Annotated in this window: 19 protein-coding genes; 15 read left to right on the forward strand and 4 right to left on the reverse strand. The window is 61.0% G+C overall.

Going from position 1 to position 25263, the window contains the following annotated elements; translation table 11 throughout:
* Positions 1–159: 159 nt before the first annotated feature.
* The 5 genes from smc to def are packed head-to-tail and all read left to right on the forward strand — an operon-like array spanning position 160 to position 8670.
* Positions 160–3687 carry a chromosome segregation protein SMC gene (smc, locus tag V3C40_RS24110; RefSeq protein ID WP_034752272.1) on the forward strand — a complete coding sequence of 1176 codons (3528 nt, stop codon included), beginning with the start codon at positions 160–162 and terminating at the stop codon, positions 3685–3687.
* Positions 3684–4853: a cell division protein ZipA C-terminal FtsZ-binding domain-containing protein gene (locus V3C40_RS24115; protein ID WP_331778720.1), complete on the forward strand. Its 1170-nt coding sequence runs from the start codon at positions 3684–3686 to the stop codon at positions 4851–4853. Before smc ends, V3C40_RS24115 begins: the two co-directional genes overlap by 4 nt.
* A gap of 14 nt (positions 4854–4867) precedes the next feature.
* Positions 4868–7219: an NAD-dependent DNA ligase LigA gene (ligA, locus tag V3C40_RS24120; protein ID WP_331778721.1), complete on the forward strand. Its 2352-nt coding sequence runs from the start codon at positions 4868–4870 to the stop codon at positions 7217–7219.
* A gap of 24 nt (positions 7220–7243) precedes the next feature.
* Positions 7244–8137, forward strand: coding sequence for a UTP--glucose-1-phosphate uridylyltransferase GalU (gene galU, locus V3C40_RS24125; protein WP_034752268.1), 894 nt, complete (start codon positions 7244–7246; stop codon positions 8135–8137).
* Complete coding sequence (def, locus tag V3C40_RS24130) at positions 8134–8670, forward strand: peptide deformylase (protein ID WP_034752265.1); 537 nt, start codon at positions 8134–8136, stop codon at positions 8668–8670. Before galU ends, def begins: the two co-directional genes overlap by 4 nt.
* Positions 8671–8849: 179 nt before the next feature.
* Here the strand turns inward: def and V3C40_RS24135 are convergent, their stop codons facing one another.
* The 4 genes from V3C40_RS24135 to map form a co-directional block, all read right to left on the reverse strand.
* Positions 8850–9614 (reverse strand): flagellar brake protein, encoded by a 765-nt coding sequence (locus V3C40_RS24135; protein WP_331778722.1) that lies wholly within the window; start codon positions 9612–9614, stop codon positions 8850–8852.
* 134 nt (positions 9615–9748) lie between these two features.
* Positions 9749–10498 carry a pseudouridine synthase gene (locus tag V3C40_RS24140; RefSeq protein ID WP_034752263.1) on the reverse strand — a complete coding sequence of 250 codons (750 nt, stop codon included), beginning with the start codon at positions 10496–10498 and terminating at the stop codon, positions 9749–9751.
* 41 nt (positions 10499–10539) lie between these two features.
* Complete coding sequence (locus V3C40_RS24145) at positions 10540–13107, reverse strand: [protein-PII] uridylyltransferase (protein WP_034752262.1); 2568 nt, start codon at positions 13105–13107, stop codon at positions 10540–10542.
* 34 nt (positions 13108–13141) lie between these two features.
* Complete coding sequence (map, locus tag V3C40_RS24150; protein ID WP_035826955.1) at positions 13142–13954, reverse strand: type I methionyl aminopeptidase; 813 nt, start codon at positions 13952–13954, stop codon at positions 13142–13144.
* A gap of 399 nt (positions 13955–14353) precedes the next feature.
* Between map and rpsB the strand changes: the two genes are divergently transcribed.
* The 10 genes from rpsB (at position 14354) to V3C40_RS24200 (ending at position 25145) form a co-directional block, all read left to right on the forward strand.
* The gene (rpsB, locus tag V3C40_RS24155; RefSeq protein ID WP_010397614.1) at positions 14354–15106 is read left to right on the forward strand and encodes a 30S ribosomal protein S2; all 753 of its coding nucleotides are present in this window, start codon (positions 14354–14356) and stop codon (positions 15104–15106) included.
* Positions 15107–15264: 158 nt separating this feature from the next.
* On the forward strand, positions 15265–16176 hold the full coding sequence (gene tsf / locus V3C40_RS24160; protein WP_034752260.1) for a translation elongation factor Ts: 912 nt from the start codon (positions 15265–15267) through the stop codon (positions 16174–16176).
* 148 nt (positions 16177–16324) lie between these two features.
* On the forward strand, positions 16325–17041 hold the full coding sequence (gene pyrH, locus V3C40_RS24165) for a UMP kinase (RefSeq protein WP_034752258.1): 717 nt from the start codon (positions 16325–16327) through the stop codon (positions 17039–17041).
* Between the two features lie 302 nt (positions 17042–17343).
* Entirely contained in the window at positions 17344–17904 is a 561-nt protein-coding gene (gene frr / locus V3C40_RS24170) for a ribosome recycling factor (protein WP_034752256.1), read from the forward strand.
* 99 nt (positions 17905–18003) lie between these two features.
* Positions 18004–18771: a polyprenyl diphosphate synthase gene (gene uppS / locus V3C40_RS24175; protein WP_034752255.1), complete on the forward strand. Its 768-nt coding sequence runs from the start codon at positions 18004–18006 to the stop codon at positions 18769–18771.
* Positions 18771–19604, forward strand: coding sequence for a phosphatidate cytidylyltransferase (locus tag V3C40_RS24180; protein WP_331778723.1), 834 nt, complete (start codon positions 18771–18773; stop codon positions 19602–19604). Before uppS ends, V3C40_RS24180 begins: the two co-directional genes overlap by 1 nt.
* Positions 19605–19612: 8 nt before the next feature.
* Positions 19613–20797 carry a 1-deoxy-D-xylulose-5-phosphate reductoisomerase gene (gene ispC, locus V3C40_RS24185; RefSeq protein WP_331778724.1) on the forward strand — a complete coding sequence of 395 codons (1185 nt, stop codon included), beginning with the start codon at positions 19613–19615 and terminating at the stop codon, positions 20795–20797.
* Complete coding sequence (gene rseP, locus V3C40_RS24190) at positions 20794–22155, forward strand: RIP metalloprotease RseP (RefSeq protein WP_331778725.1); 1362 nt, start codon at positions 20794–20796, stop codon at positions 22153–22155. Before ispC ends, rseP begins: the two co-directional genes overlap by 4 nt.
* 83 nt (positions 22156–22238) lie before the next feature.
* Positions 22239–24575 carry an outer membrane protein assembly factor BamA gene (gene bamA, locus V3C40_RS24195; RefSeq protein ID WP_219328429.1) on the forward strand — a complete coding sequence of 779 codons (2337 nt, stop codon included), beginning with the start codon at positions 22239–22241 and terminating at the stop codon, positions 24573–24575.
* A gap of 51 nt (positions 24576–24626) precedes the next feature.
* The gene (locus V3C40_RS24200) at positions 24627–25145 is read left to right on the forward strand and encodes an OmpH family outer membrane protein (RefSeq protein WP_051991282.1); all 519 of its coding nucleotides are present in this window, start codon (positions 24627–24629) and stop codon (positions 25143–25145) included.
* Positions 25146–25263: the final 118 nt, after the last annotated feature.

The raw sequence follows: 25263 nt of genomic DNA on the forward strand, positions 1-25263 counted from the left end.
CGCTGTTTTTTGGCCAGAAAAGCATCAGGAAATGGTATGATGAACCACTTTTTTTGCGGTGCATGGCCAGACAGCCGTCGCGATGCTGCATCTGAACTGAATATGAACCGGGTTCACCCATAATATAACCGCCAGCATAGGCCAGGAACTCTAAAACACGTGCGTCTCTCTTCCATCAAGTTGTCGGGATTTAAGTCTTTCGTCGATCCCACCAATTTCCAGGTGCCAGGCCAGCTCGTGGGCGTGGTCGGGCCGAATGGCTGCGGCAAGTCGAACATCATCGACGCCGTGCGCTGGGTGCTGGGCGAATCGAAAGCGTCGGAATTGCGCGGCGAATCGATGCAGGATGTCATTTTCAACGGCTCCACCCACCGTAAACCAGCCGGGCGCGCTTCCGTGGAACTGGTGTTCGACAATAACGATGGCAAGGCGTCCGGCCAGTGGGGCCAGTACGCCGAGATCGCCGTCAAGCGCACCCTGACGCGCGACGGCACCTCCACCTATTACATCAATGGCCAGCCCGTGCGCCGGCGCGACATCCAGGATATCTTCCTTGGCACGGGCCTCGGTCCGCGCGCCTACGCCATCATCGGCCAAGGCATGATTTCGCGCATCATCGAATCGCGCCCCGAAGAATTGCGCGTTTTCCTCGAAGAAGCGGCCGGTGTCTCCAAATACAAGGAACGCCGCCGCGAGACGGAAAACCGCCTGCAGGACACGCGCGAGAATTTGCTGCGCGTGGAAGACATCTTGCGCGAACTCAATGCCAACCTGGAAAAGCTGGAAGCGCAGGCGGCCGTGGCCACCCGTTTCCACGCCTTGCAGGCGGACCAGGAAGAAAAGCAGAAACTGTTGTGGCTGCTGCGCAAGAACGAGGCGCAAAACGAACAGACGCGCTATTTCCGCGAAGTGGAACAGGCGCAGACGGACCTGGAAGAACAGACGGCCAAGCTGCGCAACGTGGAGCTGACCCTCGAGCAGATGCGCCAGGCGCACTTTGCCGTGGGCGACCGGCTGCATACGGCGCAAGGCCATCTGTACCAGACGAATGCGGAAATCGGCAGCCTGGAGGCGCAGATCAAGTTCGTCATCGAATCGCGCGCCCGCCTGCAGGCGCAGCTGGCCACATTGACTGCCCAGCGCGACCAGTGGACGCAGCAGGGTAGCGAATACCAGGAACAGATCGAAGAGGCGGAATTCCACCTCGAGGAACTGGCTGCCAAGGTGGAACAGTCGCAAATGATGGCCGAGCAGAAGGGCGAGCAATTGCCCGAACTCGACGCCGCCTGGCGCGCCGCACAAAACAAGAGCACGGAATCGCGCGCACGGATCATGCAGGCACAGCAGCAGCTGGAACTGGAATCGGCGCACCAGCGCAACGCCTCGAACATCCTGGCCAGCCTGTTGACGCGCCGCGAGCGCCTGCAGCAGGAAAAGAACAGCCTCAGTTTGCCCGACAGCAGCCACCTGGAAAACCTGAAACTGCAGCTGGAAGAAAAGCAGCAAACCCTGGAAGAGCAGGGCTTTTACCTGGAAGAGGCGTTGGAGCAGCAGCCGAAGCTGGAGCAGGAACGGATGGAGGCGCAGGCGCAGGTGAATGCCGAAACGGCTGCCAACGCCCAGCTGGAAGCGCGTCTTTCCGCCTTGAAACAATTGCAGGAACGGGTACAAACCCAGGGCAAGGTTCAGCCATGGCTGAAAAAGCACGAACTCGACACCTTGCCGCGCCTGTGGCAAAAGCTGCAGATCGAAGCGGGCTGGGAAGCGGCCATGGAATCGATCTTGCGCGAGCGTACGTCGGCTCTGCAACTGTCGAACATCGACTGGGCCAAGGCCTTCTTTGCCGATGCGCCACCGGCCAAGCTGGCCCTGTACGCGCCGTCGACCGTGGCGCCGCTGCCGCAACCGGAAGTGCCGGGCCTCAAGCCTTTCCTGAATTTGCTCAAACTCAACGATCCGGGCTTGCGCGGCTTGCTGCAGGATTGGCTGTACAACGCCTACGCCGTGGAAGACGCGGCCGAAGCGCTGGCCGAACGTAGTAAATTGCCGCCGGGCGGCTATTTCGTCACGCGCGCCGGTCACGTGGTCACGGCCACCAGCGTGCGCTTCTATGCGGCCGATTCGGAGCAGGAAGGCATGCTGGGCCGCCAGCAGGAAATCGAGAATATCGGCAAACAGTTGCGCGCCCAGCAATTGCTGGCCGAAGAGGCGCGCGCCCGTTCCGTGCGGGCCGACGCGGCCGTCGCCACCTTGACGCGCAACCTGTCCGACTTGCGACTGCGCATACAGCAGCTCACTTCCTCCGTGCATACCTTGCAGCTGGACGTGGTGAAACTGTCGGAAGTGGAAGCGCGCTTCAACCAGCGCAGCACGCAGATCGGCGCCGACCTGGCCGAAATCGCCGCACAGGAAGCGGAACAGCAGCAGATCAAGGCGGAATCGGAAGAGAAATTCGAACAGCTGGACATGGAACTGGGCAACTTGCAGGAAGCCCACGAAGACGGCCACACTGACTTCCTGCAAAAGGAACAGCGGCTGGCCGAGGCGCGCGAAGCCTTGCGCGATCTGGAGCGGGCCGCCAAGGATACGGAATACGCGGAAAAAGCCCACCGCGCGAAGATCGAGGAATTGCGCCGCAACATCGCCACGGCCAATACGCAGGCCCAGCAAGTGGCGGCCAGCCTGCAGGCGGGCGAACTGGAACTGGCCAACCTGGAAAGCGGCGCGGCCGCCGACGGCTTGCAGGATTTGCTCGAGCGCCGCACCACGCAGGAGCGGGCGCTGGCCGACGCGCGCCACGAACTCGATCAAATTACGCAGCAGCTGCGCCTGTCCGAAGATGCGCGCACGCAATCGGAACGCAGCTTGCAGCCGCAGCGCGACAAGATCATGGAAATGCAGCTCAAGGAACAGGCCGCGCGCCTGAACCAGGAGCAATTCGCCCAGCAATTGCTGGAATCGGGCGCCGATGAAGCGGCCCTGACGGAAAAGCTGCATCCGGACATGCGCCCGTCGTATCTGCAGGGCGAAGTCACGCGTCTGACCAATGCCATCACGGCCCTGGGCGCCGTCAACCTGGCCGCGCTGGACGAACTGGCACAGGCATCCGAGCGCAAGAATTTCCTCGACGCCCAGAATGCCGACCTGACGGAAGCGATCAACACGCTGGAAGACGCGATCCACAAGATCGACAAGGAAACGCGCGACTTGCTGCAAGACACGTTCGACAAGGTCAACCATCACTTTTCCGAGCTGTTCCCGATCCTGTTCGGCGGCGGCCAGGCGAAACTGACCATGACGGGCGACGAGATTCTCGATTCCGGTGTACAAGTCATGGCGCAGCCTCCCGGCAAGAAAAATGCCACCATCCACCTGTTGTCCGGTGGAGAGAAGGCGCTGACCGCGACCGCATTGGTGTTTTCCATGTTCCGCCTGAATCCGGCGCCGTTCTGCCTGCTCGACGAAGTCGATGCACCGCTGGACGATTCGAACACGGAACGCTTCTGCCGCATGGTCAAGCGCATGTCCGACCAGACCCAATTCCTTTTCATTTCGCATAACAAGATTGCGATGGAAATGGCCCATCAATTGATCGGTGTGACGATGCAGGAGCAGGGCGTATCGCGCATCGTGGCGGTGGACATGGAGTCCGCCGCAAATTTTGCAACCGAGGCACAAGCAGCATGACAGACCTTCAAATTACCTTGTTCGGCGCCGGCGGCGTCTTTATCGTCGGCGTTTTCTCGTACAACAAATGGCAGGAATACAAGGCCAAGAAAAGCGTGGAACGGGCTTTTTCCACCGACCATGACGACGTGCTGATGCGCGAAGGCGATGCGCCCGCAGTGGAAGCCCAGGAACCCGTGCTGCGCCAGGAGCCGCGCTTTGACGCCGCGCCCGCCGCCAAGGCCGAACCGTCGTTCGGCGCACCGCCAGCGGCGCCCGTGCCCGACGCCCCCGTGCATGCGGAACCATCATTGGGTGGCGCCGGTATCGAAGCGCCTGCCGCCGCCCCTGCCGCGCCGGTACAGCAAGACGTCAGCGCCGCCAGCGAACAGGCGACCAGCCTGGTCGACCCGCTCATCGATTGCCTGCTGCCTTTGTCTTTGGAAGCGCCCGTGCGCGGCGACAAGATCCTGCCCGTGCTGCAAACCCTGCGCCTGGTGGGCAACAAGCCCGTCCACTTCATCGGCTTGCACGTGAATGGCGACTGGGAACCGATCACGCATGGCGGTGTCTACACCAAGATGCAGGGCGGCGTGCAGCTGGCCAGCCGCAGCACGGCCTTGAACGAGCTCGAATACTCGGAACTGGTCACGCGCCTGCGTGGTGTGGCGGACGAGATCGGCGCCGAGCCGGAAGTGCCGGACATGATGGAAGTGATGGCCGAAGCGCGCAATCTGCACCGCTTCGTTGCCGGCCACGATGCCCAGCTGGGCGTGAACCTGCACACGAATGGCGCGCCATGGGCCATCTCCACCTTGCTGTTCGCGCTGGAAAAGCAGGGCTTTGACGTGCGTCCGGACGGCCGCTTCGTCATGCCAGACGGCGAAGGCGGTTATCTGTTCTCGCTGTCGACGAATGTCACCCTGGCCGAGGAAACCACGCCCCGTTTGACCCTGCTGCTGGACGTGCCCTGCGTGGCGCCCGCGCGCGACGGTTTCGGCGCCATGGTCGCTTGCGCGAAGGCACTGGTAGGCCGCCTCGACGCCACCATCGTCGACGATTACAACCAGGCCCTGTCCGATGCGGCGCTGGCCGAGATCGCCGGCCAGGTGCAAGAGTTTTACCAGGAAATGGACGCGGCCGACATTCCGGCCGGTTCCACCCGCGCCCTGCGTTTATTTAGCTGAAGAATCCCGCAACAATGACTGATCCGATCAACCAGGACGCCGCCGCCCGCGTCCTGGCACTCACGGCCGAACTCAATCGGCATCTGCACGCCTACCACGTGCTCGACAATCCCACGATCCCCGACGCCGAGTACGACAAGCTGTTTGTCGAACTGCAGGTGCTGGAAGCGACCCATCCCGACTTGCGCACACCCGACTCGCCCACCTTGCGCGTGGGGGCGGCACCGTTGCCGCAATTCGAGCAAGTCACGCACACGGTGCCGATGTTGTCGCTGAGCAATGGTTTTTCCGATGACGATATCGTCAATTTTGACCGCCGCGTGCGCGAAGGCCTGGGCCTCGATGCGCAGGACGTCGCGTATGCGGCCGAAGTGAAATTCGACGGCCTGGCCATCAACCTGCGCTATGAAAACGGCCTGTTCGTGCAGGCGGCCACGCGCGGCGACGGCGCCACGGGCGAGGACGTGACGGCCAATATCCGCACGATTTCCGGCATCCCGCTGCGCCTGCATGGCGACAAGATTCCCGCCTTGCTCGACGTGCGCGGCGAAGTCATGATGTTCAAGGGCGATTTTGCCCGCCTGAACGAACGCCAGCGCGAGGCAGGGCAGAAGGAATTTGCCAATCCGCGCAATGCGGCCGCCGGCAGCCTGCGCCAGCTCGATTCGCGCATCACGGCGCAGCGCAAGCTGCGTTTCTATGCCTACGGTATCGGCGCCCTCAATGGCGCCGCCATGCCGGCCTCGCATTCGGCCTTGCTGGACTGGTACGAGACCCTGGGCATTCCCGTGTCAAAAGAGCGCAAGGTGGTGCAGGGCGCGCAGGGCTTGCTGGCCTACTACGCCGATATCGGCGCGCGCCGTCCCGCCTTGCCGTATGAAATCGACGGCGTCGTCTACAAGGTGAATGCGACGGAAGACCAGCTGGAGCTGGGTTTTGTCTCGCGCGCACCGCGTTTTGCGCTGGCGCACAAGTTTCCCGCCGAAGAGGCGTTGACACAGGTGCTGGGCATCGATATCCAGGTGGGCCGCACGGGTGCCATGACGCCCGTGGCGCGCCTGGCGCCCGTCTCCGTGGGCGGCGTGACGGTGACCAACGCCACCTTGCACAATGAAGATGAAGTGCTGCGCAAGGATGTGCGCGTGGGCGATACCGTCGTCGTGCGCCGCGCCGGCGACGTCATTCCTGAAGTGCTGAGCGTGGTGCTGGAAAAACGCTTGGCGCCGGCGCCGCTGCCGTTCAAGATGCTCGAAGCATGCCCCGTCTGCGGCTCGCACGTGGTGCGCGAAGAGGGCGAGGCCATCGCCCGCTGCTCGGGCGGCCTGTTCTGCTCGGCGCAGCGCAAGGAAGCGTTCCGTCATTTCGCGGGCCGCCGCATGATGGATATCGAAGGCCTGGGGGAACGTTATATCGATACCCTGGTCGAACTCGAATACGTGCATGGCTTGGCTGACCTGTACAGCCTGACGCTTGATAAATTGCTGGAAATGAAGCTGCGTGCGGACGAGCGTGACGGTTCGACGCCGGAAACAGTGCAACAAGGCAAGATCCCCACGAAATGGGCGGAAAACCTGCTTGCTGGCATCGAGGCGAGCAAGCGCCCGCCGCTCGAACGTTTCCTGTTCGCGCTGGGCATCCGTCACGTGGGCGAATCGACGGCGAAGACCCTGGCCGAGTGGCTGGGCAGCCTGGCGTATGTGCGCCAAGCGCCAGCGGCCTTGCTGCGCGTGCTGCCCGATATCGGCGGCACGGTGGCGGAATCGATTGCCGATTTCTTTGCCGAAGAAAAGAACCAGCAGGCGCTGCAGGCATTGCTGGACGCTGGCGTCACGCCGCAGGGCGAACACGCGCCCAGCGCCAAGCTGCGCATGCAGCTCGAGGAAACCAAATTGCTGGCGGCCATCGGCATCCCGAAATTGACGGAGCCGCGCAGCAAGCAACTGGTGGAGCGGGGCGTCACCCTGGCCAGCCTTGCGGCGCAAGGCGCCAGCTTCCACGCGGGCTTGCCGGCTGCCGTGGCCGAAGCGCTGGCGCAGTGGCTGGCCGATGAGAGCAATGTCAAGCTGCTTGGTCAACTGGACGCCCTGCGAAATGAATTAATGTCACAATTGCCTGAAATGCCAGCCGCTGGCGGCAAGCTGGACGGCAAAACCTTCGTCTTGACGGGCACGTTGCCCAACATGAGCCGCGACGAAGCTGCGGAGCTGATCGAGGCTGCCGGCGGCAAGGTCAGCGGTTCCGTGTCGAAGAAAACCGGTTATGTCGTGGCCGGATCGGATGCTGGCAGCAAGCTGGCCAAGGCCCAGGAACTGGGCGTGGCCATACTCGACGAGGCTGGTTTGCTGGCCTTGCTCGCGCAAGACTAATCATTTAAATATTACAGAAGACCCATGAAAAAAATCAGAAAAGCAGTCTTTCCCGTCGCCGGCCTGGGCAGCCGTTTCTTGCCTGCGACCAAGGCGCAACCGAAGGAAATGTTGCCCATCGTTGATAAGCCATTGATCCAGTACGCGGTGGAAGAAGCCGTGGCGGCGGGCATCACGGAAATGATCTTCATCACGGGCCGCAACAAGCGCGCCATCGAAGACCATTTCGATACGGCCTATGAGCTCGAGTCGGAACTGGAAGCGGCCGGCAAGCGCCAGTTGCTCGAGATGGTGCAAAACGTCATTCCCAAGCATATCAACTGCATTTACATCCGCCAGTCGGCGCCGCTGGGCCTGGGGCATGCCGTGCTGTGCGCCCGTCCCGTGATCGGCGACGAGCCGTTTGCCGTCTTGCTGGCCGACGACTTCATGGACGTGGAAGAGGGCGTGCGCCCCGTGCTGGCGCAGATGACCGATGTCTTCCAGTATGAAAATTGCTCGCTGCTGGCGGTGCAGGACGTGCCGCGCGCGGAAACCAAGCAGTACGGTATCGTGTCGGCAAAGAATTATCAGCCGGATCTGGAACTGGTCTCGGCCATCGTGGAAAAGCCCTCGCCGGAAGAGGCGCCATCGACCCTGGCCGTGGTGGGCCGTTATGTGCTGACCAGCCGTGTCTTTAATCACCTGGAAAATATCGGCACGGGCGCCGGCGGTGAAATCCAGTTGACGGACGGCATCGCCGCCCTGATGCGCGAAGAGCGCGTGCTCGCTTACCGCTACCAGGGGCAGCGTTATGATTGCGGCTCCAAGCTGGGTTATCTGAAGGCCACGACGGCGATGGGCATGAAACATCCGGAAACCGGTGCGGCCTTCCGCACCTACCTGCAAGAATTGCAATCGGCACTGGAAGCAAAATGACCGTACGTGAAATCCTCAAGATGGGCGATCCGCGCCTGCTGCGGATGGCCGAGCCAGTGCGTGAATTCGATACGCCCGAACTGCATGCCTTGATCGCCGACATGTTCGACACCATGCATGCAGCCAATGGCGCGGGCCTGGCGGCGCCGCAGATTGGCGTCAACCTGCAACTGGTGATCTACGGCTTCAAGCAGAATCTGCGCTATCCGGACGCGCCGCAAGTGCCGGAAACCGTGCTGATCAACCCTGTGCTGACGCCCTTGTCGGAGCGCAAGGAAGAGGGCTTCGAAGGCTGCCTGTCCGTGCCTGGCCTGCGCGGCAGCGTGCCGCGCTGGAGCGAGCTGCACTACGAAGGCGTGGACCAGTTTGGCCAGCCCATCAGCCGCGACTGCGACGGCTTCCATGCGCGCGTGGTGCAGCATGAAGTGGACCATTTGCACGGCATTCTGTATCCGATGCGTATCGTCGACTTCACGCAGTTCGGTTATACGGAAGTGATGTTTCCGGACCTCGATCCAAACGACGACGACTGATCGGTACCTGAGAAAACGCCCATGGCGGCGTTGCATTGCCTCGCCGTACTATTCGTACTGTCTTCGGCAATGCGCCTTGCCCTGAGCGTTTTTCAGGCACCTCGTACTTGTGACTATCAAACAAAAAAATGGCCGCGCAGCAATCAGCTGGGCGGCCATTTTTTATATGCGAAGCAAACCTAGCGCACCTTGCGGCTGCTGCCCAGGTTATCGAGCAAGGCTTTCAATTCATCCTCCATGGCTTCCGTCAGGTTCAGGAAGCGGCAGCCGATCTGCACCTGCTCGCCCAGCAGGAAGGAGCGGAAGGTGCGCGACAGGCGGATTTCCAGGTCGGCGATCATGACCTTGTTCGGCCCCAGTTCCAGGCGCACGCGCGACAGCTTGCGGCCCACGTACAGGCCGACCGTGTCGCGCGGATGGGCGCGCATGCCGATGCCGCCGGCCGAGAAATCGTACAGCTGCAGCTCATACGGACGCCCCTCGAGCACGAAGGCGGCCAGGTAGTACACGCCCAGCGGCGTTTCCAGGCGCGTCGATTCGCGCCGTTCCAGCACCAGGCAATGACTGGGGAAGTTCGTCAGGTAGACGTTGGGACGGTCGGGATACGCTTGCCATTCGCCATTGATGGTAAATTGCAGCTTGGCGCTTTGCACCCACGATACAAACGTGGCGCCACCTTCCGGCAGGGTCGCGCCTTCATTGAGTTCCAGCACGAATTGCGGCAAGTCATCGTCGACGGACAGGATGCGCGCCAGGATGACGTCTTCGCCGCCCGCCGGGTAGATGGAAATGGCGTCGCCGTTGTCAGCCAGGCTGCACAGGGTTTCACCGATATCCCATGGATCGCTCATATGGTGCGGCTTGGTGCCGGGGGCCATCGGCTCGGCCACGTCAGCCAGACTGGGCGCGCCCTTGCGCAGGGGATTGGGAATGGGATCGTTCACGACAGCGTATCTCTTCTGTTCTAATGGGGAATAGTGTATAGGTTTAAGGCAATATTTACTAAGTAAATCACAATAATTGATTTTATATCACTATATTCCTGTTGCTTATGTGGCCTGGCATGCCAGGCGGGCGCTTAGAATTGCTCGTCAGCGCTCAGGTAACGCCATTGTCCCGTCGGCAAGTCGCCCAGTTTGACCTTGCCGATGCGCACGCGTTTCAATCCCAGCACTTTCAGGCCGACGGCTTCGCACATGCGGCGGATCTGGCGTTTCTTGCCTTCGCGCAGGGTAAAGCTCAGCTGGTCTTCGTTTTGCCAGCGCACCTTGGCCGGCAGCAGCGGCTTGCCGTCGAGCCACAGGCCGTGGTTGAGCTTTTTCAGTTCGCTGTCGGGCAGGGTGCCGCCCTTGGTGTAGCTCACGCGCACCAGGTATTCCTTGTCGATGTCGGTATCGTGGCCGATCAGCTGCTTGGCCACGCGGCCGTCCTGCGTCAAGACCAGCAAGCCGACGGAATCAATGTCCAGTCGGCCGGCGGCCACCAGGCTGCGCAGCTGGGTCGGGTGGAACTGTTCCGGGCTGCGGTCTTCCGCCCAGCGGTTTTCCGCCTTGATCAGGGCCACGGCGGGCGTGTAGCCGTCTTCGGCCTGGCCGCTGACGTAGCCGACCGGTTTGTTGATCAGCACGGTGACCCGCTTCGATTGCTCGGCCGCCGCCTGGCGTTCCACGGTGACTCTCTGGCTCGGGTAGACCTTGCTGCCCAGCTCGGACACCACCTTGCCATCCACGCGGACCCAGCCGCGGGCGATCCATTCATCGGCTTCGCGGCGCGAGCACAGGCCCAGTTCGGACATGCGTTTGGACAAGCGTAATAATTCTTCGGTCATGTTGTTTCAGTTTCAGTAAGGGTAGGCGTTGCGCGGAAAGCTTACACTTTCAGTGCATCGAGTAAATCGGTTTCCAGCAATATCTGGTTGCGGGCATTGTTGAGCGCGGGACCGTCGACGAGGAAGACGTCTTCGACCCGCTCGCCCAGGGTCATGATCTTAGCCGTGTGCAAGTTGATGCGGTACTTGGTCAGCACATTGGCGATCGCATACAGCAGGCCAGTGCGGTCGTTGGCCGCCACCGACAGCAAATAGTATTGGCCCTTCTCATCGGGCCGCAAATCCACGGTCGGCTGGAAGGGGAAGGTGCGTGACAGGCGCGACAGCCGTCCCTTGCCCGGCGGCGGCAGCGGCGTTTGCGACTGCAGCAGCTCGCCCAGCTCATGCTCGATCAGGCTGATGATGTCGCGGTAGCTCTTGGCAAAATTCTGTTCGGTGACGAGGAAGGTATCGAGCGCATAGCCGTTTTTCGTCGTGTGGATCTTCGCGTCGAGGATGCTGAAATTCTTGCGGTCGAAATAGCTGCAGATGCGCGCGAACAGGTCGGGCTGGTCGGGAATGTACACGGCCACCTGCAAGCCTTCGCCGATGGGCGCCAGCCGGCATTTTACCACCGGCAACTTGCTGTCGAGCTTGTCATAAAGCGAGCGCGTCTGCCAGGCGATGTCGGACGCGTCGTGGCGCAGGAAATACGCCACGTCCAGCTGCTGCCACAGTTTCAGGTGCGCATCGGGCGGCAAGCCGTACAGGCGCAGGGTGGCCAGCGCTTCCTGCTGGCGGTTTTTCAGCTCGCGGTCGGCCGTGTGCGGCTCGCCGCCGAGCACGCGCAGGGTGATCTTGTACAGGTCTTCCAGCAGCTTGCCCTTCCAGGCATTCCACACTTTCGGGCTGGTGCCGCGGATGTCGGCCACCGTCAGCAGGTACAAGCCCGTCAGATGACGCTCGTCCTTGACCACTTTCGCAAAGGCGGCGATGACGTCGGGATCGGACAAGTCCTGCTTTTGCGCCACTTGCGACATGGTCAGGTGATTTTCTACAAGGAATGCCACGAGTTCCGTGTCTTCTTGCGACAGGCCGTGGTCCTGGCAGAACTGGGTGGCGTCGGCCACGCCCAGCTTCGAGTGGTCGCCGCCGCGGCCCTTGGCGATGTCGTGGAACAGGGCCGCCACGTACAGCAGCCACGACTGCGAGAAGTCGGCCATCAGCTGGCTGCAGAACGGGTATTCGTGTGCGTGTTCGCTCATGGTGAAGCGGCGCATGTTACGCACCACCATCAAGATGTGCTGGTCGACCGTGTACACGTGGAACAGGTCGTGCTGCATCTGGCCCACGATGCGGCGGAAATTCGGCAGGTAGCGCCCCAGGATGCTCATCTCGTTCATGCGCCGCAGCGCATGGATGATGCCGACAGGCGCCTGCATGATGCGCAGGAAGAGGGCGCGGTTGACGGGGTCCTGGCGGAAGGCGGCGTCGATCTTGAAGCGTGCATGCCACAGGGCTCGCGTGGCGCGCGAGGTCATGCCCTTCAGGGCCGGGCGCTCCGTCATCAGGACAAAAATTTCCAGCATGGCAGACGGATATTGTTCGAACGTGTCGTCGGCGCTGATGTCGATCAGGCTGTTGACCTCGTTGAAGCGCTCGTTGATGGGCACGGCCACGTCGTCTTGCGGGAACAGCCGTGCCTCGATGTTTTGCAGCAAAATCGTGTTGAGCTGGGTCACCGTCTTGGCGGCCCAGTAGTAGCGCTGCATCAAGAATTCGCTGGCGCGGCGCATGTGCGGCCCGCTGCCCGTCGCCTGCAAGCCCAGCGATTCGGCGATCGCCGTCTGCACGTCGAACACGAGGCGGTCTTCGCGCCGTCCCGCGTGCAGGTGGAGGCGCACGCGGATATCCTTGAAGGCGCGCTCCTTTTCCATCAGCTGGCGCGCTTCCGTCAGGGTGATCAGGCCGCTCGTGGCCAGGGTGCGCCACGAGTTCGCCAGGCCGGCCGCCTTGGCCACCCACAGGATGACCTGCAGGTCGCGCAGGCCGCCCGGGCTTTCCTTGCAATTCGGTTCCAGGCTGAAAGCCGTGTCTTCATATTTGGCATGGCGCTGGCGCATTTCCGCTGTTTTTGCCTGGAAGAAGGCCTGCGGGTCCATGGCCGCGTCATAGCGCTGCTGCAATTGCGCGAACAGGTCCGCGTTGCCGCACACGAGGCGCGCTTCGAGCAAGCTCGTTTGGACGGTGATGTCGGCCTTCGATTCGACCATGCATTCATCGACCGTGCGGATGCTGTGGCCGATTTCCAGGCCCAGGTCCCACAGCAGTTGCACCAGTTCCTCAAGCTTTTCCTGCGTGGCGGCGTCCGGCGCCTGTTGCAGCAGGATCAGCAGGTCGACGTCGGAATACGGAAACAGTTCGCCGCGGCCATAGCCGCCCACGCCCACCAGTGCCGTGCCGGGCGGCAAGCCCGCTTCCTGCCAGGCACGCGCCAGCACGCCGTCGACGCTGTGGCGCAGGCTGCGCAGCAGTTTTTCAGGCTTGCCGTCGGCCTGGAAGGCCGCAATGACGACCTGGCGGTCGGCTTTCAGTTGCTGTTTCAGCTGTTCCCGAACTTGCTTTTTCATCTGGGCCCTGGGTGGCGGTGCGTGGGATGGAAGATCAGGCTTTGTTCAGGATCAAGGCGGGCGGTGGCGGCATGCCGGGCGAGACGGTCAGCACTTCATAGCCCGTTTCCGTCACCAGCACCGTGTGTTCCCATTGCGCCGACAGGCTGCGGTCCTTGGTTTTGATGGTCCAGCCATCGTTCATTTCGCGGATTTCGCGGCGGCCCGAGTTGATCATCGGTTCGACGGTGAAAATCATGCCCGCTTCCAGGCGCTCGAGGGTGCCTGGTTTGCCGTAATGCAATACCTGCGGTTCTTCATGGAAGACCTTGCCGATGCCGTGGCCGCAGAATTCGCGCACCACGCTGTAGCCGGCTTTCTCGGCATGCTGCTGGATGGCGTGGCCGATATCGCCGAGATGGGCGCCCGGCTTGATCTGGTCGATGCCCAGCCACATGCATTCATAGGTGATTTCCGACAGGCGCTTGGCCAGGATGGTCGGCGTGCCGACGAGGAACATGCGGCTGTTGTCGCCGTGGTAGCCATCCTTGATGACGGTGATGTCGAGGTTGACGGAGTCGCCGCTTTTCAGGACCTTGTCGCCGGGAATGCCATGGCAGATGACGTCGTTGACGGAGGTGCAGATGGCTTTCGGGTACGGCGTGTAGCCGGGCGGGCAGTAGTTCAGCGGGGCAGGGATGGTGCCTTGCACGTTGACCATGTATTCATGGCACAGGCGGTCCAGTTCGCCTGTCGTGACGCCGACCTTGACGAACGGGGTGATGTAGTCGAGCACTTCGGCGCCGAGCTTGCCGGCAACGCGCATGCCTTCGATGTCGGCGGCGGTATTGATACGGATGGTGGACATGGTGTAATTCGCAATCTGCAAGAATTCAGGTGAAAAGCACAGACGATCCCTGCTGTATGGGAAAAGTCTGCAAATATGTCGAAATTATAAACGAGGCGCCCTCAATCCGCCGCCTCCTTCCTAGGGCCGGAAGGGGATTTGTGGGGAGAAAGCGGATGAAAAGGCGGCGCGGCCACGCCTTGCACCATGGTGGTGCGCTGGGTGTTTCCGCCGGGCGCGCGATTTGCGGTGCGGACTTGATGCGGCAGGCATTTCAGTGTAGAATCCCGGGTTGCTTGAATTCTCTTTTAAGCAATGCAGTAAAACAGTGTCTTTAATTTATATAAACACGCGAATCCGGTCGACAAGGGTGCCTGTATGGTGACTGATCGGATTCCAGACCCAACCCTGGAGTTAATAATGTCCGTAACAATGCGCGAAATGCTGGAAGCCGGTGTCCACTTTGGTCACCAAACCCGTTTTTGGAATCCAAAAATGGCACCGTTCATCTTCGGCCATCGCAACAAGATCCACATCATCAACCTGGAAAAAACCATGGCGATGTACCAGGACGCAATGAAGCACGTGCGTCAACTGGCTGCAAACCGTGGCACCATCCTGATGGTTGGCACCAAGCGTCAAGCTCGCGAAATCATCGCTGCTGAAGCGCAACGCGCTGGCGTGCCTTTCGTTGATCAACGTTGGTTGGGCGGCATGCTGACCAACTTCAAAACGATCAAAACCTCGATCAAGCGTCTGAAAGACATGGAAGTGATGATCGAAGACGGTTCGATCGAGAAGCTGTCGAAAAAAGAAGCGCTGATGTTCTCCCGCGAAATGATCAAGCTGCAAAAATCGATCGGCGGCATCAAGGACATGGGCGGCATTCCTGACGCAATCTTCGTCGTCGACGTCGGCTACCACAAAGGTGCGATCACCGAAGCAGCTAAACTGGGTATCCCGGTCATCGGCGTTGTCGATACCAACCACTCCCCAGAAGGCGTGAACTTCGTGATCCCAGGTAACGATGACTCCTCGAAAGCCATCATGTTGTACGCTCGCGGTGTTGCTGATGCAATCATCGAAGGCCGTGCAGCTGCCGGTAACGAAGTTGTTGAAATGGTTAAAGCAGCCGCTGGCGACGAATTCGTCGAAGTTAACGAACAGGCTTAATGGCCAGGCTATCGCAAGATAGCCGTTTGTAAGCACAGCAGTAAGGGAAAAGGGGTGGCAGCAGCTCCCCCTTTTTTTTAACAAAAAAACGATAGTGACCGCTGGCGAGGCATGCATGCCCGGCCGCGACTATCGACTCACCGAATCAGGAGAAACACATGGCAGCGATTACAGCAGCGATGGTAGGCGAATTGCGCGGCAAAACCGACGCACCAATGATGGAATGCAAAAAAGCACTGACCGAAGCCGAAGGCGACATGGCTCGTGCGGAAGAGATCCTGCGCGTCAAACTGGGCGGCAAGGCATCGAAGGCATCGGCACGCATCACCGCTGAAGGCGTCGTGGCAACCTACATCGCCAACGGCGTAGGCGCCCTGGTCGAAGTGAACTCGGAAACCGACTTCGTTGCGAAAAACGACGATTTCCTGGCACTGGCCAACAACGCTGCCCGTCTGGTAGCGGAACACAACCCGGCTGACGTAGCTGCCCTGCTGGCCCTGCCACTCGATGGCAAGACCCTGGAAGACGTGCGCGCTGCCCTGATCGGCAAAATCGGCGAAAACATGACCATCCGCCGCTTCCAGCGTTTCGAAACCAGCGCCAAGCTGGCTTCGTACCTGCACGGTTCGCGCATTGGCGTGATCGTCGAATTCGACGGCGCCGATGAGCAAGTGGGCAAAGACGTGGCCATGCACATCGCTGCCATGAAGCCAGTGTCGCTGTCGTCGAACGAAGTTCCAGCGGAACTGATCGAAAAAGAGCGTTCGGTTGCACAACTGAAAGCCGAAGAAGACGCAGCCAAAGCGGCCGCCGAAGGCAAGCCAGCGCAATCGCCGGAAATCCTGGCCAAGCGCCTGGAAGGTTCCGTACAGAAGTTCCTGAAAGAAGTTTCCCTGCTGAACCAAGCTTTCGTGAAAAACGACAAGCTGTCGGTTGAGCAAATGCTGAAGGCGGCTAACACCAGCGTCAAAGGTTTCGCCATGTACGTAGTGGGCGAGGGCATCGAGAAGAAGCAAGACGACTTCGCAGCAGAAGTCGCAGCACAGATGGCTGCCTCCCAGGGAGCGTAAGTAAAGCGGGCCGAGAGGCCCGTTTTTTTGGCCCGCCCGCACCTGTCGTGCCGGGCGGCGGCATGGGCAGCTTCCTCCCGCCTATCCGGCGCTGCAAGGCGCTGCGCCATGTCATACTCGAATAACCTCATTTATGGAGCCCCAGCTCATGTCAAAACCAGCCTACAAGCGCGTCCTCCTCAAGTTGTCCGGCGAAGCCCTGATGGGCGATGATCCCTACGGCATCAACCGCGCCACGATCGAGCGCATGGTGGCCGATGTGGCCGAGGTGGCGAAGTTGGGTGTGGAACTGGCAATCGTGATTGGCGGCGGCAATATCTTCCGCGGCGTCGCGCCTGGCGCGCAAGGCATGGACCGTGCCACCGCCGACTACATGGGCATGCTCGCCACCGTGATGAATGCACTGGCCCTGGCCGATGCCATGCGCCACGTCGGCATTACCGCGCGCGTCATGTCGGCCATCGGCATCGAACAAGTAGTCGAGCCGTACGTCCGCCCGAAAGCCCTGCAATACCTGGAAGAAGGTAAAGTGGTCGTCTTCGCCGCCGGTACCGGCAATCCGTTCTTCACCACCGACACGGCAGCCGCCCTGCGCGGTTCCGAGATCAGCGCCGAGATCGTCCTGAAGGCCACCAAGGTCGACGGCGTCTACACGGCCGATCCGAAGAAGGATCCGAACGCCACCCTGTTCCACACGATTACGTTCGACGACGCCATCGCCAAGCACCTGCAAGTGATGGACGCCACCGCTTTTGCCCTGTGCCGCGACCAGAAACTGCCAATCAAGGTGTTTTCGATCACCAAGCCAGGCGCGCTGATGCGCGTCATCATGGGTGAAGATGAAGGCACGCTGGTTCACGTATAGAAATAAGGAGCACCGAGAAACCGTCCATGGCTGCGTTGCAGCGCCTCGCCGTACTATTCGTACTGCCTTCGGCGCTGCGCCTTGCCCTGAACGGTTTTCGGCACTCTTGACGGGCGCCAGCCGCTCGTTATATGGATGTAATTGCAAGATTAATTTATCACTAACAACGCCTGACAAAACAGTCGCGAGCGGAAGGGAGTTGTGGCAGAGAAGCGCAACCGTACGAAGGTACGGTGAGCATCGCAGGCCGCAAATACCGACGCGCAGCAGGTTTTGACAGGCGTCACTACAGGAGTACAGTAATGTCCTTAGCTGACGTTAAAAAGAATGCCCAGGAACGCATGACGAAATCGCTGGAAACACTGCGTGCCGACCTGGCCAAAGTGCGTACCGGCCGCGCCCATACGGGTATCCTGGACCACGTGATGGTCGACTACTACGGTTCGCCGACGGCGCTGACCCAGGTTGCCAACGTGACCCTGATCGACGCGCGCACCATCGGTGTGCAGCCGTATGAAAAGAAAATGGCCTCGACCATCGAAAAAGCCATCCGCGACGCCGACCTGGGCCTGAATCCATCGGCACAGGGCGACCTGATCCGCGTTCCGACGCCGCCGCTGACGGAAGAGCGCCGCAAGGAAATGGTCAAGCTGGTCAAGAGCGAAGCGGAAGACGCGAAGATTGCCGTGCGTAACATTCGCCGCGATGCGAACGAGTCGCTGAAGAAACTGGTCAAGGAAAAAGCCTGCTCCGAGGACGATGAGCGCCGCTCGTCGGAAGAAGTGCAGAAGCTGACGGACAAGTTTATTGCCGACATCGACAAGATGGTTGTCGACAAAGAAAAAGAAGTGCTGACGGTCTAGTTTTCAGTCCTTTTGACTCTGCCCGGGAAAGCATGGCTTTTCCGGGCAGTGCTATTTGGAGCATAATAGTTATCTTTTATTTTTGGTATTCGTGTTTTCATGATCTATTCGAGTTCGACAACGGCAGTACCTGAGGTGGGCACGGTGCCGCGCCATGTGGCAATCATTATGGATGGCAATGGCCGCTGGGCAACCAAGCGCTTCCTGCCGCGCGTGGCTGGCCACGTCAAGGGCGCCGATACCGTGCGCCGTGTCGTCGAGACCTGCCTCGAACGCGGCGTCGAATACCTGACCCTGTTTGCCTTCAGCTCGGAAAACTGGCGCCGTCCGGAAGAAGAGGTGTCGATGCTGATGCGCCTGTTCGTCACCATGCTGGAACGCGAAGTGGTCAAGATGCATGCCAGCGACATCCGCCTGAAGGTGGTGGGCGATCTGTCGCGCTTCAATGGAGAGCTGCAAACCCTGATCGCCAATGCGGAGCGCAAGACGGCGAACAACACGCGCCTGACGGTGTCCATCTGCGCCAACTATGGCGGCCGCTGGGACATCATGCAGGCAGTCAATAAAATGACGGCCGAGGCTGGCGCCAATGGCCAGCCTGCCGGGCACGCTTACACGGAAGAGCAACTGGCGCCGCACCTGGCCATGGCCTACGCGCCCGAGCCCGACCTGTTCATCCGCACGGGCGGCGAACAGCGCATTTCCAATTTCCTCCTGTGGCAACTGGCGTACACTGAGTTGTTTTTCACCGAGACTTTCTGGCCCGACTTCAATGACGAGTGCCTCGACGCGGCAATCGCGTCTTACCAGCAGCGCGAACGGCGCTTTGGCCGTACCAGCGCGCAATTAACTGAAAAGACAAACTGATGCTGAAAACACGGATAATCACCGCCCTGGTCCTCCTGGCGGTCTTGCTGCCCGTTCTGTATCTGAATTATTTCCCCGCCTTCGCCGTGATCGCCACGGCGTTCTTCGGCGCCGCCGTCTGGGAAAGCTTCCGTATCTTCAAAAATCGCCAGGCGCTGCTGATCGCCGCCGTCTGGACTGCCGCCTTCGCGTATACGTTCTTTGTCGGTAACGGCATGGCGCAGCTCAATTTCTGGTTCGCCCTGTGCGTGGCCATCTGGCTGATCCGCTTCGTGCCTTCGCTGGCGACAGGCTTGCCGCCGACCGAAGGCCTGGGCAATACCTTGCTCAGCCTCGTGTACCCGGTGACCATCGTCGGCTGCTTCGTTGCCATCATCGCCCTGTTCCTGCATAGCCCGTTGTACCTGCTGTCCGTCATGGCCCTCGTGTGGATCGCCGATATCGGCGCCTATTTCTCGGGCAAGGCGTTCGGCAAGCGCAAGCTGGCGCCAAGTATTTCCCCAGGTAAATCCTGGGAAGGCGCCATCGGCGGCGGTATTGCCGTGCTGATCATCTCTGCCATCACGATTATCGCCGCGCCATCGCTGCCGGTCTTGCAAGATACCTTCGCCGTGCAGCTGCAATTGCGCCGCGGCTGGCTCGTGGCCTTGCTGGTGCTGTTGCTGATCGTCGCCGCCAGCATCGTCGGCGACCTGTTCGAATCCCAATTGAAGCGCCGCGCCGGCATCAAGGACAGCAGCAACCTGCTGCCTGGCCATGGCGGCGTACTTGACCGTATCGACGCGTTGATCCCGGTCCTGCCATTTGCCGCCCTCGTGGCCAGCTGGCTTTAAGGAAACTCATGCAATACATCACCATCCTTGGCGCGACCGGTTCGATCGGCGTGTCCACCCTGGACGTGCTCGCGCGTCATCCCGAGCAATACAGCGTATATGCGCTGAGCGCGCACAGCCGCGTGGCCGAACTGGCCGCCCAGTGCCTGCAATTTCGTCCCCAGCGCGCCGTCGTCGGCACGGCGGACGCGGCCCTTGAACTGACGCGCTTGCTGCGCGGGCAGGGCGTGTCTACGGAAGTCGAGTATGGCGTGGAAGCCCTGTGCGCCATCGCCAGCGCGCCGCAGGTGACGGGCGTGATGGCGGCCATCGTCGGCGCGGCCGGCCTGGCGCCGACCCTGGCGGCGGCGCGTGCTGGCAAGAAAGTATTGCTGGCCAATAAAGAAGCGCTGGTCATGTCCGGCCAGCTGTTCATCGATGCCGTGCATGACAACGGCGCGGTGCTGCTGCCGATCGACAGCGAACACAACGCCATCTTCCAATGCATGCCGCATGCGCATGGCCGCGCACCAGGCGCTGCGGGCGTGGCGAAAATCGTGCTGACGGCATCCGGCGGTCCCTTCCTCACGCGCGCCGTCGAGACGCTCGACACGGTCACGCCGGACCAGGCGTGCAAGCATCCGACCTGGGCCATGGGGCGCAAGATTTCCGTCGATTCGGCCACCATGATGAACAAGGGCCTGGAAGTAATCGAGGCGCACTGGCTGTTCGGCGCGCCGGCCGACCAGATCGAAGTGCTGATCCACCCGCAAAGCGTGATCCATTCGATGGTGTCCTATATCGACGGTTCCGTGCTGGCCCAGCTGGGCAATCCGGACATGCGCACGCCGATCGCCCATGCGCTGGCGTATCCGCAGCGCATCGCTTCCGGCGTGGCGCAGCTGGACCTGGCCCAAGTGGCCACTCTGCAGTTCGAACGTCCCGATTTCCGCCGTTTCCCTTGCCTGGCACTGGCGTTTGACGCCCTGCGCGCGGGCGGCACGGCGCCGGCCCTGCTCAACGCGGCCAATGAAGTGGCCGTGCAAGCGTTTCTTGACGAACGGATCGGCTTCCGCCAGATCGACCGGGTCATCGCGCACGTGATCGAGACGGTGCCGCACGGCGCCGCTTCCAGCATCGAAGCCGTGATGGAGCAGGACCGCCTGGCCAGAGCGGCCGCGCAAGCGTACATTGCCCAAAGGCTGGCTGCATGACGCTCATCACCACCTTGCTGGCTTTTATCGTCGCGCTCGGTTCACTGATTACCCTGCACGAGCTGGGCCACTACCTGGTGGCGCGCTGGTGCGGCGTGAAGGTGCTGCGTTTCTCGATCGGCATGGGAAAAGTGGTGTATTCGCGCAAGTTTGGCAAGGACCAGACGGAATGGGCGATTTCCGCATTGCCGCTGGGCGGCTATGTGAGCATGCTCGACAGCCGCGCGCAAGACCTCAGCGATTTGCCGGAAAGCGAATTGCGCCGCGAGTTCACGCGCCAGAGCGTCTGGCGCCGCATCGCCATCGTGGCCGCCGGCCCGCTGGCCAATTTCCTCGTCGCCATCGTGCTGTACGCGGGTCTGTTCATGCATGGCATCGAAGAACCGTCGAGTAAACTCGGCCCCGTGGCCGAACAGACTGCCGCCTATGCGGCCGGCCTGCGCAGCGGCGATACGGTCGAAGCCGTCAACGGCAAGGCCGTGGCCAGCTGGTCCGAGCTGCGCTGGGAACTGATCCAGGCCACCCTCGACAAGCAGCCGGCGCGCATCGAAGTGCGCCGTCCCGACCGTGGCCAGCAGGAAGCGACGTTGCCGACGGCCAGCCTGACGGAGACGGACCTGGAAGGCGACGTGCTGGGCAAGCTGGGTCTGACCCTGGCCCGTTCCGCGCCCACGCTGATGGAAATCATGCCCGATGGCGCCGCCGCGCGTGCCGGCCTGCAGAAAAACGACCAGATTCTCGCCATCGACGACCAGCCCGTGCACGACGTGGCGGCCGTCATTGCCACCCTGAGCCAGGCGCCGGGCAAGACCTTGCAATTGCAGCTCTTGCGCCAGGGGCAGGACCTCACCCTGCCCATTACGCCGGACGCCATGCCGGGCGCCGGGGCGGAGGGAGCTGTAACAGTTGGTAAGATACAAGCAAAGCTGGGACAGGTGCCGGATATGATCACCGTGGCATCGGGACCGTTTTCTGCCGTGGGCAAGGCGTCCGCCAAGGTCTGGGATACCAGTGTCATGAGCCTGAAAATGCTGGGCAAGATGATCACCGGCCAGGTGTCGCTGAAGAATGTGACGGGGCCCATTACCATCGCCGATTACGCGGGCCAGACGGCGCGCATCGGCCTGGTAAGCTACCTGAGCTTCATCGCCTTCATCAGTATCAGTCTGGGCGTGATGAATTTGCTACCCATTCCTGTTCTGGATGGCGGGCATTTGCTGTATTATTCGCTGGAAGTTTTGACCGGACGCCCCTTGCCGGAGCGCGTAGGCGAGATTGCCCAGCGCCTGGGGATCGGTTTGTTGCTGACCTTGATGGTGCTTGCCGTCTTTAATGACGTGTTGCGATTGCTGAATTAGGGCGGTGGTTGATGCCATTGCGTGAGTCGCACAAGCAATCTTTTGTGTATGTTGTCCATTGATTTACCCATTGAATAACCCCAATGAAATTACATTCTGCTCGTTTTGCCTTGCCTTCCTTTCGCCGCACCCTGATCGGCGCCGCCGTCATGGCCTTCTGTTCCGGCCATGCGCTGGCCGTCCAGCCATTTACTGTCAAGGACATCCGGGTCGAAGGGATCCAGCGTACTGAAGCGGGCACCGTGTTTGCCTACCTGCCGGTGCGGGTCGGCGAAACGTTCTCCGACGAGAAGAGCGTTGCCGCCATCAAGGCCCTGTATGCGACGGGCATGTTCAAGGATGTGCGCCTGGAAGCCGATGGCGACGTGCTGGTGGTGCTGGTAGAGGAACGCCCGGCCATCGCTTCCGTGGCATTTACCGGGACCAAGGAATTTGAAAAGGACGTGCTGGTCAAGGCGCTGAAGGAAATCGGCGTCGGTGAAGCCAAAATTTTCGACAAGGCGTCCGTCGACCGCGCGGAACAGGAACTCAAGCGGCAGTACCTGTCGCATGGCTTGTACGGCGTGAAGATCACCACCACCGTCACGCCGATCGAGCGTAACCGCGTCAACGTGGTGTTCGCCGTCGACGAGGGCGACGTGGCCCGCATCAAGCAGATCAACATCGTCGGCAACAAGGCTTTCACGGACAAGGAACTGCGCGAGCAGCTGGCCCTGAACACGGGCGGCTGGTTCAGCTGGTACACCAAGGCCGATCAATATTCGAAGACCAAGCTGACGGGCGACATCGAGTCGCTCAAGTCCTACTACCTGGACCGCGGCTATATCGAGATGCAGGTCGACTCGACGCAAGTGTCGATCACGCCCGATAAAAAAGATATCTACCTGACGATCAACATCACCGAAGGTGAGAAGTACAAGATCGCCGGCACCAAGTTCGAAGGCGAGATGTTCGGCCGCGAAGAAGAACTGAAAGCGCTGAACCTGATGCGCGAAGGCGACATCTACTCGGGCGCACGCCTGACGGCCACGAACAAGCGTATCCAGGACCGCCTGGCCACGTTCGGCTATGCGTTTGCCAACGTCAACGCCAATCCGGAAATTAACCGCGAAAAGCATGAAGTCGGCTTCACTTTCTTCATCGACCCGGGCAAGCGCGTCTACGTGCGCCACATGAATATCGCCGGCAACACCACCACGCGCGATGAAGTCATCCGCCGCGAATTCCGCCAGTTCGAATCGTCCTGGTACGACAGCAACAAGATCAAGCTGTCGCGCGACCGTGTCGACCGTCTCGGCTACTTCAAGGATGTGACCATCGACACGCCGGAAGCGCAGGGCACGACCGACCAGGTCGACGTCAACGTGACGGTGGTGGAAAAACCAACCGGTAACTTCCTGATCGGCGGCGCCTTCTCGCAATCGGAGAAGTTCACGCTGTCGGCATCGATTTCGCAGGCCAACTTCGCCGGTAGCGGCAACACGGTCGGCATCGAACTCAATACCAGCCATTACAGCCGCACGATCGCGTTTTCGCAGACCAATCCGTACTACACGGACGATGGCATTTCGCGCAGCTTTGAAGTCTACCTGCGTACGACGGAACCGCCGGCGCTGAACATCGGCAGCTACAAGATCAAGCAGACCGGTGGCCGCGTCAGTTTCGGCGTGCCGTTCTCGGAAGTCGACACCGTCTTCTTCGGCATCGGCGCCGAGCGTTCGCGCATCGAAACCGACGTCACCAGCCCGATCCGCTTCAAGCAGTACGTGGTCGACAATGGCGGCCCGTCCGACGGTATCGGTTCGGCCACGACGAATTCCATCCCGCTGACGGCGGCATGGCAGCGCGACAGCCGCGACAGCGCACTGACGCCATCGATTGGCCGCTACCAGCGCGTCAACCTGGAGGCTGACCTGATCGGCGACCAGAAATACTTCCGTGCCATTTATGAGCACCAGTATTTCCGTCCGCTGTTCAGCAAGGTCACCCTGGCGTTGAAGGGCGAGCTCGATTACGGCCACGGCATCGGCAATCACGTCTATCCGGTCTTCAAGAACTTCTACGGCGGCGGTATCGGTTCGGTGCGCGGCTACCTGAGTTCCTCGCTGGGCGCGGTCGAACCGAGCACCAACGATGCACTGGGCGGCGCTTCGCGCCTGATCGCGAACGCGGAACTGCAGATGCCATTCCCCGGTTCGGGCAATGACCGCAGCTTGCGCTGGTTCGGTTTCCTTGACGGCGGCCAGGTCTACCAGGAAGGCGAAAAAATGCGTCTGTCGCAATTGCGCTATTCTGCTGGCTTGGGCATCAGCTGGATTTCGCCGGTGGGCCCGCTCAAGCTGAGCTACGCCAAGCCGCTGAACGCCAAGCCGACGGACCGCCTGGAGCGCTTCCAGTTCCAGATGGGCACCGGTTTCTAACCGGCCATCTGAACGGGGGCGACAGCTTTTACTTTTTGACCATGGAGTATCATGAACACCGCATCCGCTACCCTGCCCAAGACCCTTGCCGTGATCGCATTGTGCTGGAGTTCGCTGTTGCCGGTGCAGGCGCAGGCTCAGGAGTCGAAGATCGCCTGGATCAGCAGCGAACGTATTTATAACGAGTCGAGGCTGGCCAAGCTGGCCAGCGCCAAGCTGGCCGAAGAGTTCCGCTCGCGCGAAAAAGCCGTGCAGGAACTGGCGGCCCGCTTCAAGGTGGCCAACGAAGCCCTGGAAAAGGACATGCCGACCCTGAGCGAGGCGGAGCGCGCCAAGCGCCAGCGCGAGTTTTTCGAGCTGGACAAGGAATTGCAGCGCCGCCAGCGCGAGTTCCGCGAAGACCTGAACCAGCGCACGAACGAAGAGCGCAGCGCCATCGCGGAAAAAGCCAACACCATCATCCAGCAGATGGCGCATATCGAAGGATATGACATCGTGCTGCAGGAAGCCCTGTGGGCCAGCCCGCGCATCGACATCACCGACAAGGTTTTGAAGGCGCTGGACAAGTAATCGAAACGGTTTCAAGCCTGGCAGTGCCGTAGCGAGCGGATGTGAGTTGTGGTTGAGAAGCGGAGCTGTGCTGGAGCACAGTGAGCATCGGAGACCGCAAATCGCGCCGCGCAGTAGG

The sequence above is a fragment of the Janthinobacterium sp. LS2A genome, from assembly GCF_036543145.1.
Taxonomy (GTDB): domain Bacteria; phylum Pseudomonadota; class Gammaproteobacteria; order Burkholderiales; family Burkholderiaceae_D; genus Janthinobacterium; species Janthinobacterium aestuarii.

Excerpts from the sequence above, each read along its gene's own strand:
- uppS (WP_034752255.1), top strand. The coding sequence starts at position 18,004 with ATGATCTATTCGAGTTCGACAACGGCAGTACCTGAGGTGGGCACGGTG.
- tsf (WP_034752260.1), top strand. The coding sequence starts at position 15,265 with ATGGCAGCGATTACAGCAGCGATGGTAGGCGAATTGCGCGGCAAAACC.
- V3C40_RS24140 (WP_034752263.1), bottom strand. The coding sequence starts at position 10,498 with ATGACCGAAGAATTATTACGCTTGTCCAAACGCATGTCCGAACTGGGC.
- frr (WP_034752256.1), top strand. The coding sequence starts at position 17,344 with ATGTCCTTAGCTGACGTTAAAAAGAATGCCCAGGAACGCATGACGAAA.
- def (WP_034752265.1), top strand. The coding sequence starts at position 8,134 with ATGACCGTACGTGAAATCCTCAAGATGGGCGATCCGCGCCTGCTGCGG.
- ispC (WP_331778724.1), top strand. The coding sequence starts at position 19,613 with ATGCAATACATCACCATCCTTGGCGCGACCGGTTCGATCGGCGTGTCC.
- rseP (WP_331778725.1), top strand. The coding sequence starts at position 20,794 with ATGACGCTCATCACCACCTTGCTGGCTTTTATCGTCGCGCTCGGTTCA.
- rpsB (WP_010397614.1), top strand. The coding sequence starts at position 14,354 with ATGTCCGTAACAATGCGCGAAATGCTGGAAGCCGGTGTCCACTTTGGT.
- map (WP_035826955.1), bottom strand. The coding sequence starts at position 13,954 with ATGTCCACCATCCGTATCAATACCGCCGCCGACATCGAAGGCATGCGC.
- bamA (WP_219328429.1), top strand. The coding sequence starts at position 22,239 with ATGAAATTACATTCTGCTCGTTTTGCCTTGCCTTCCTTTCGCCGCACC.
- ligA (WP_331778721.1), top strand. The coding sequence starts at position 4,868 with ATGACTGATCCGATCAACCAGGACGCCGCCGCCCGCGTCCTGGCACTC.
- V3C40_RS24200 (WP_051991282.1), top strand. The coding sequence starts at position 24,627 with ATGAACACCGCATCCGCTACCCTGCCCAAGACCCTTGCCGTGATCGCA.
- V3C40_RS24145 (WP_034752262.1), bottom strand. The coding sequence starts at position 13,107 with ATGAAAAAGCAAGTTCGGGAACAGCTGAAACAGCAACTGAAAGCCGAC.
- pyrH (WP_034752258.1), top strand. The coding sequence starts at position 16,325 with ATGTCAAAACCAGCCTACAAGCGCGTCCTCCTCAAGTTGTCCGGCGAA.
- galU (WP_034752268.1), top strand. The coding sequence starts at position 7,244 with ATGAAAAAAATCAGAAAAGCAGTCTTTCCCGTCGCCGGCCTGGGCAGC.
- V3C40_RS24180 (WP_331778723.1), top strand. The coding sequence starts at position 18,771 with ATGCTGAAAACACGGATAATCACCGCCCTGGTCCTCCTGGCGGTCTTG.
- V3C40_RS24115 (WP_331778720.1), top strand. The coding sequence starts at position 3,684 with ATGACAGACCTTCAAATTACCTTGTTCGGCGCCGGCGGCGTCTTTATC.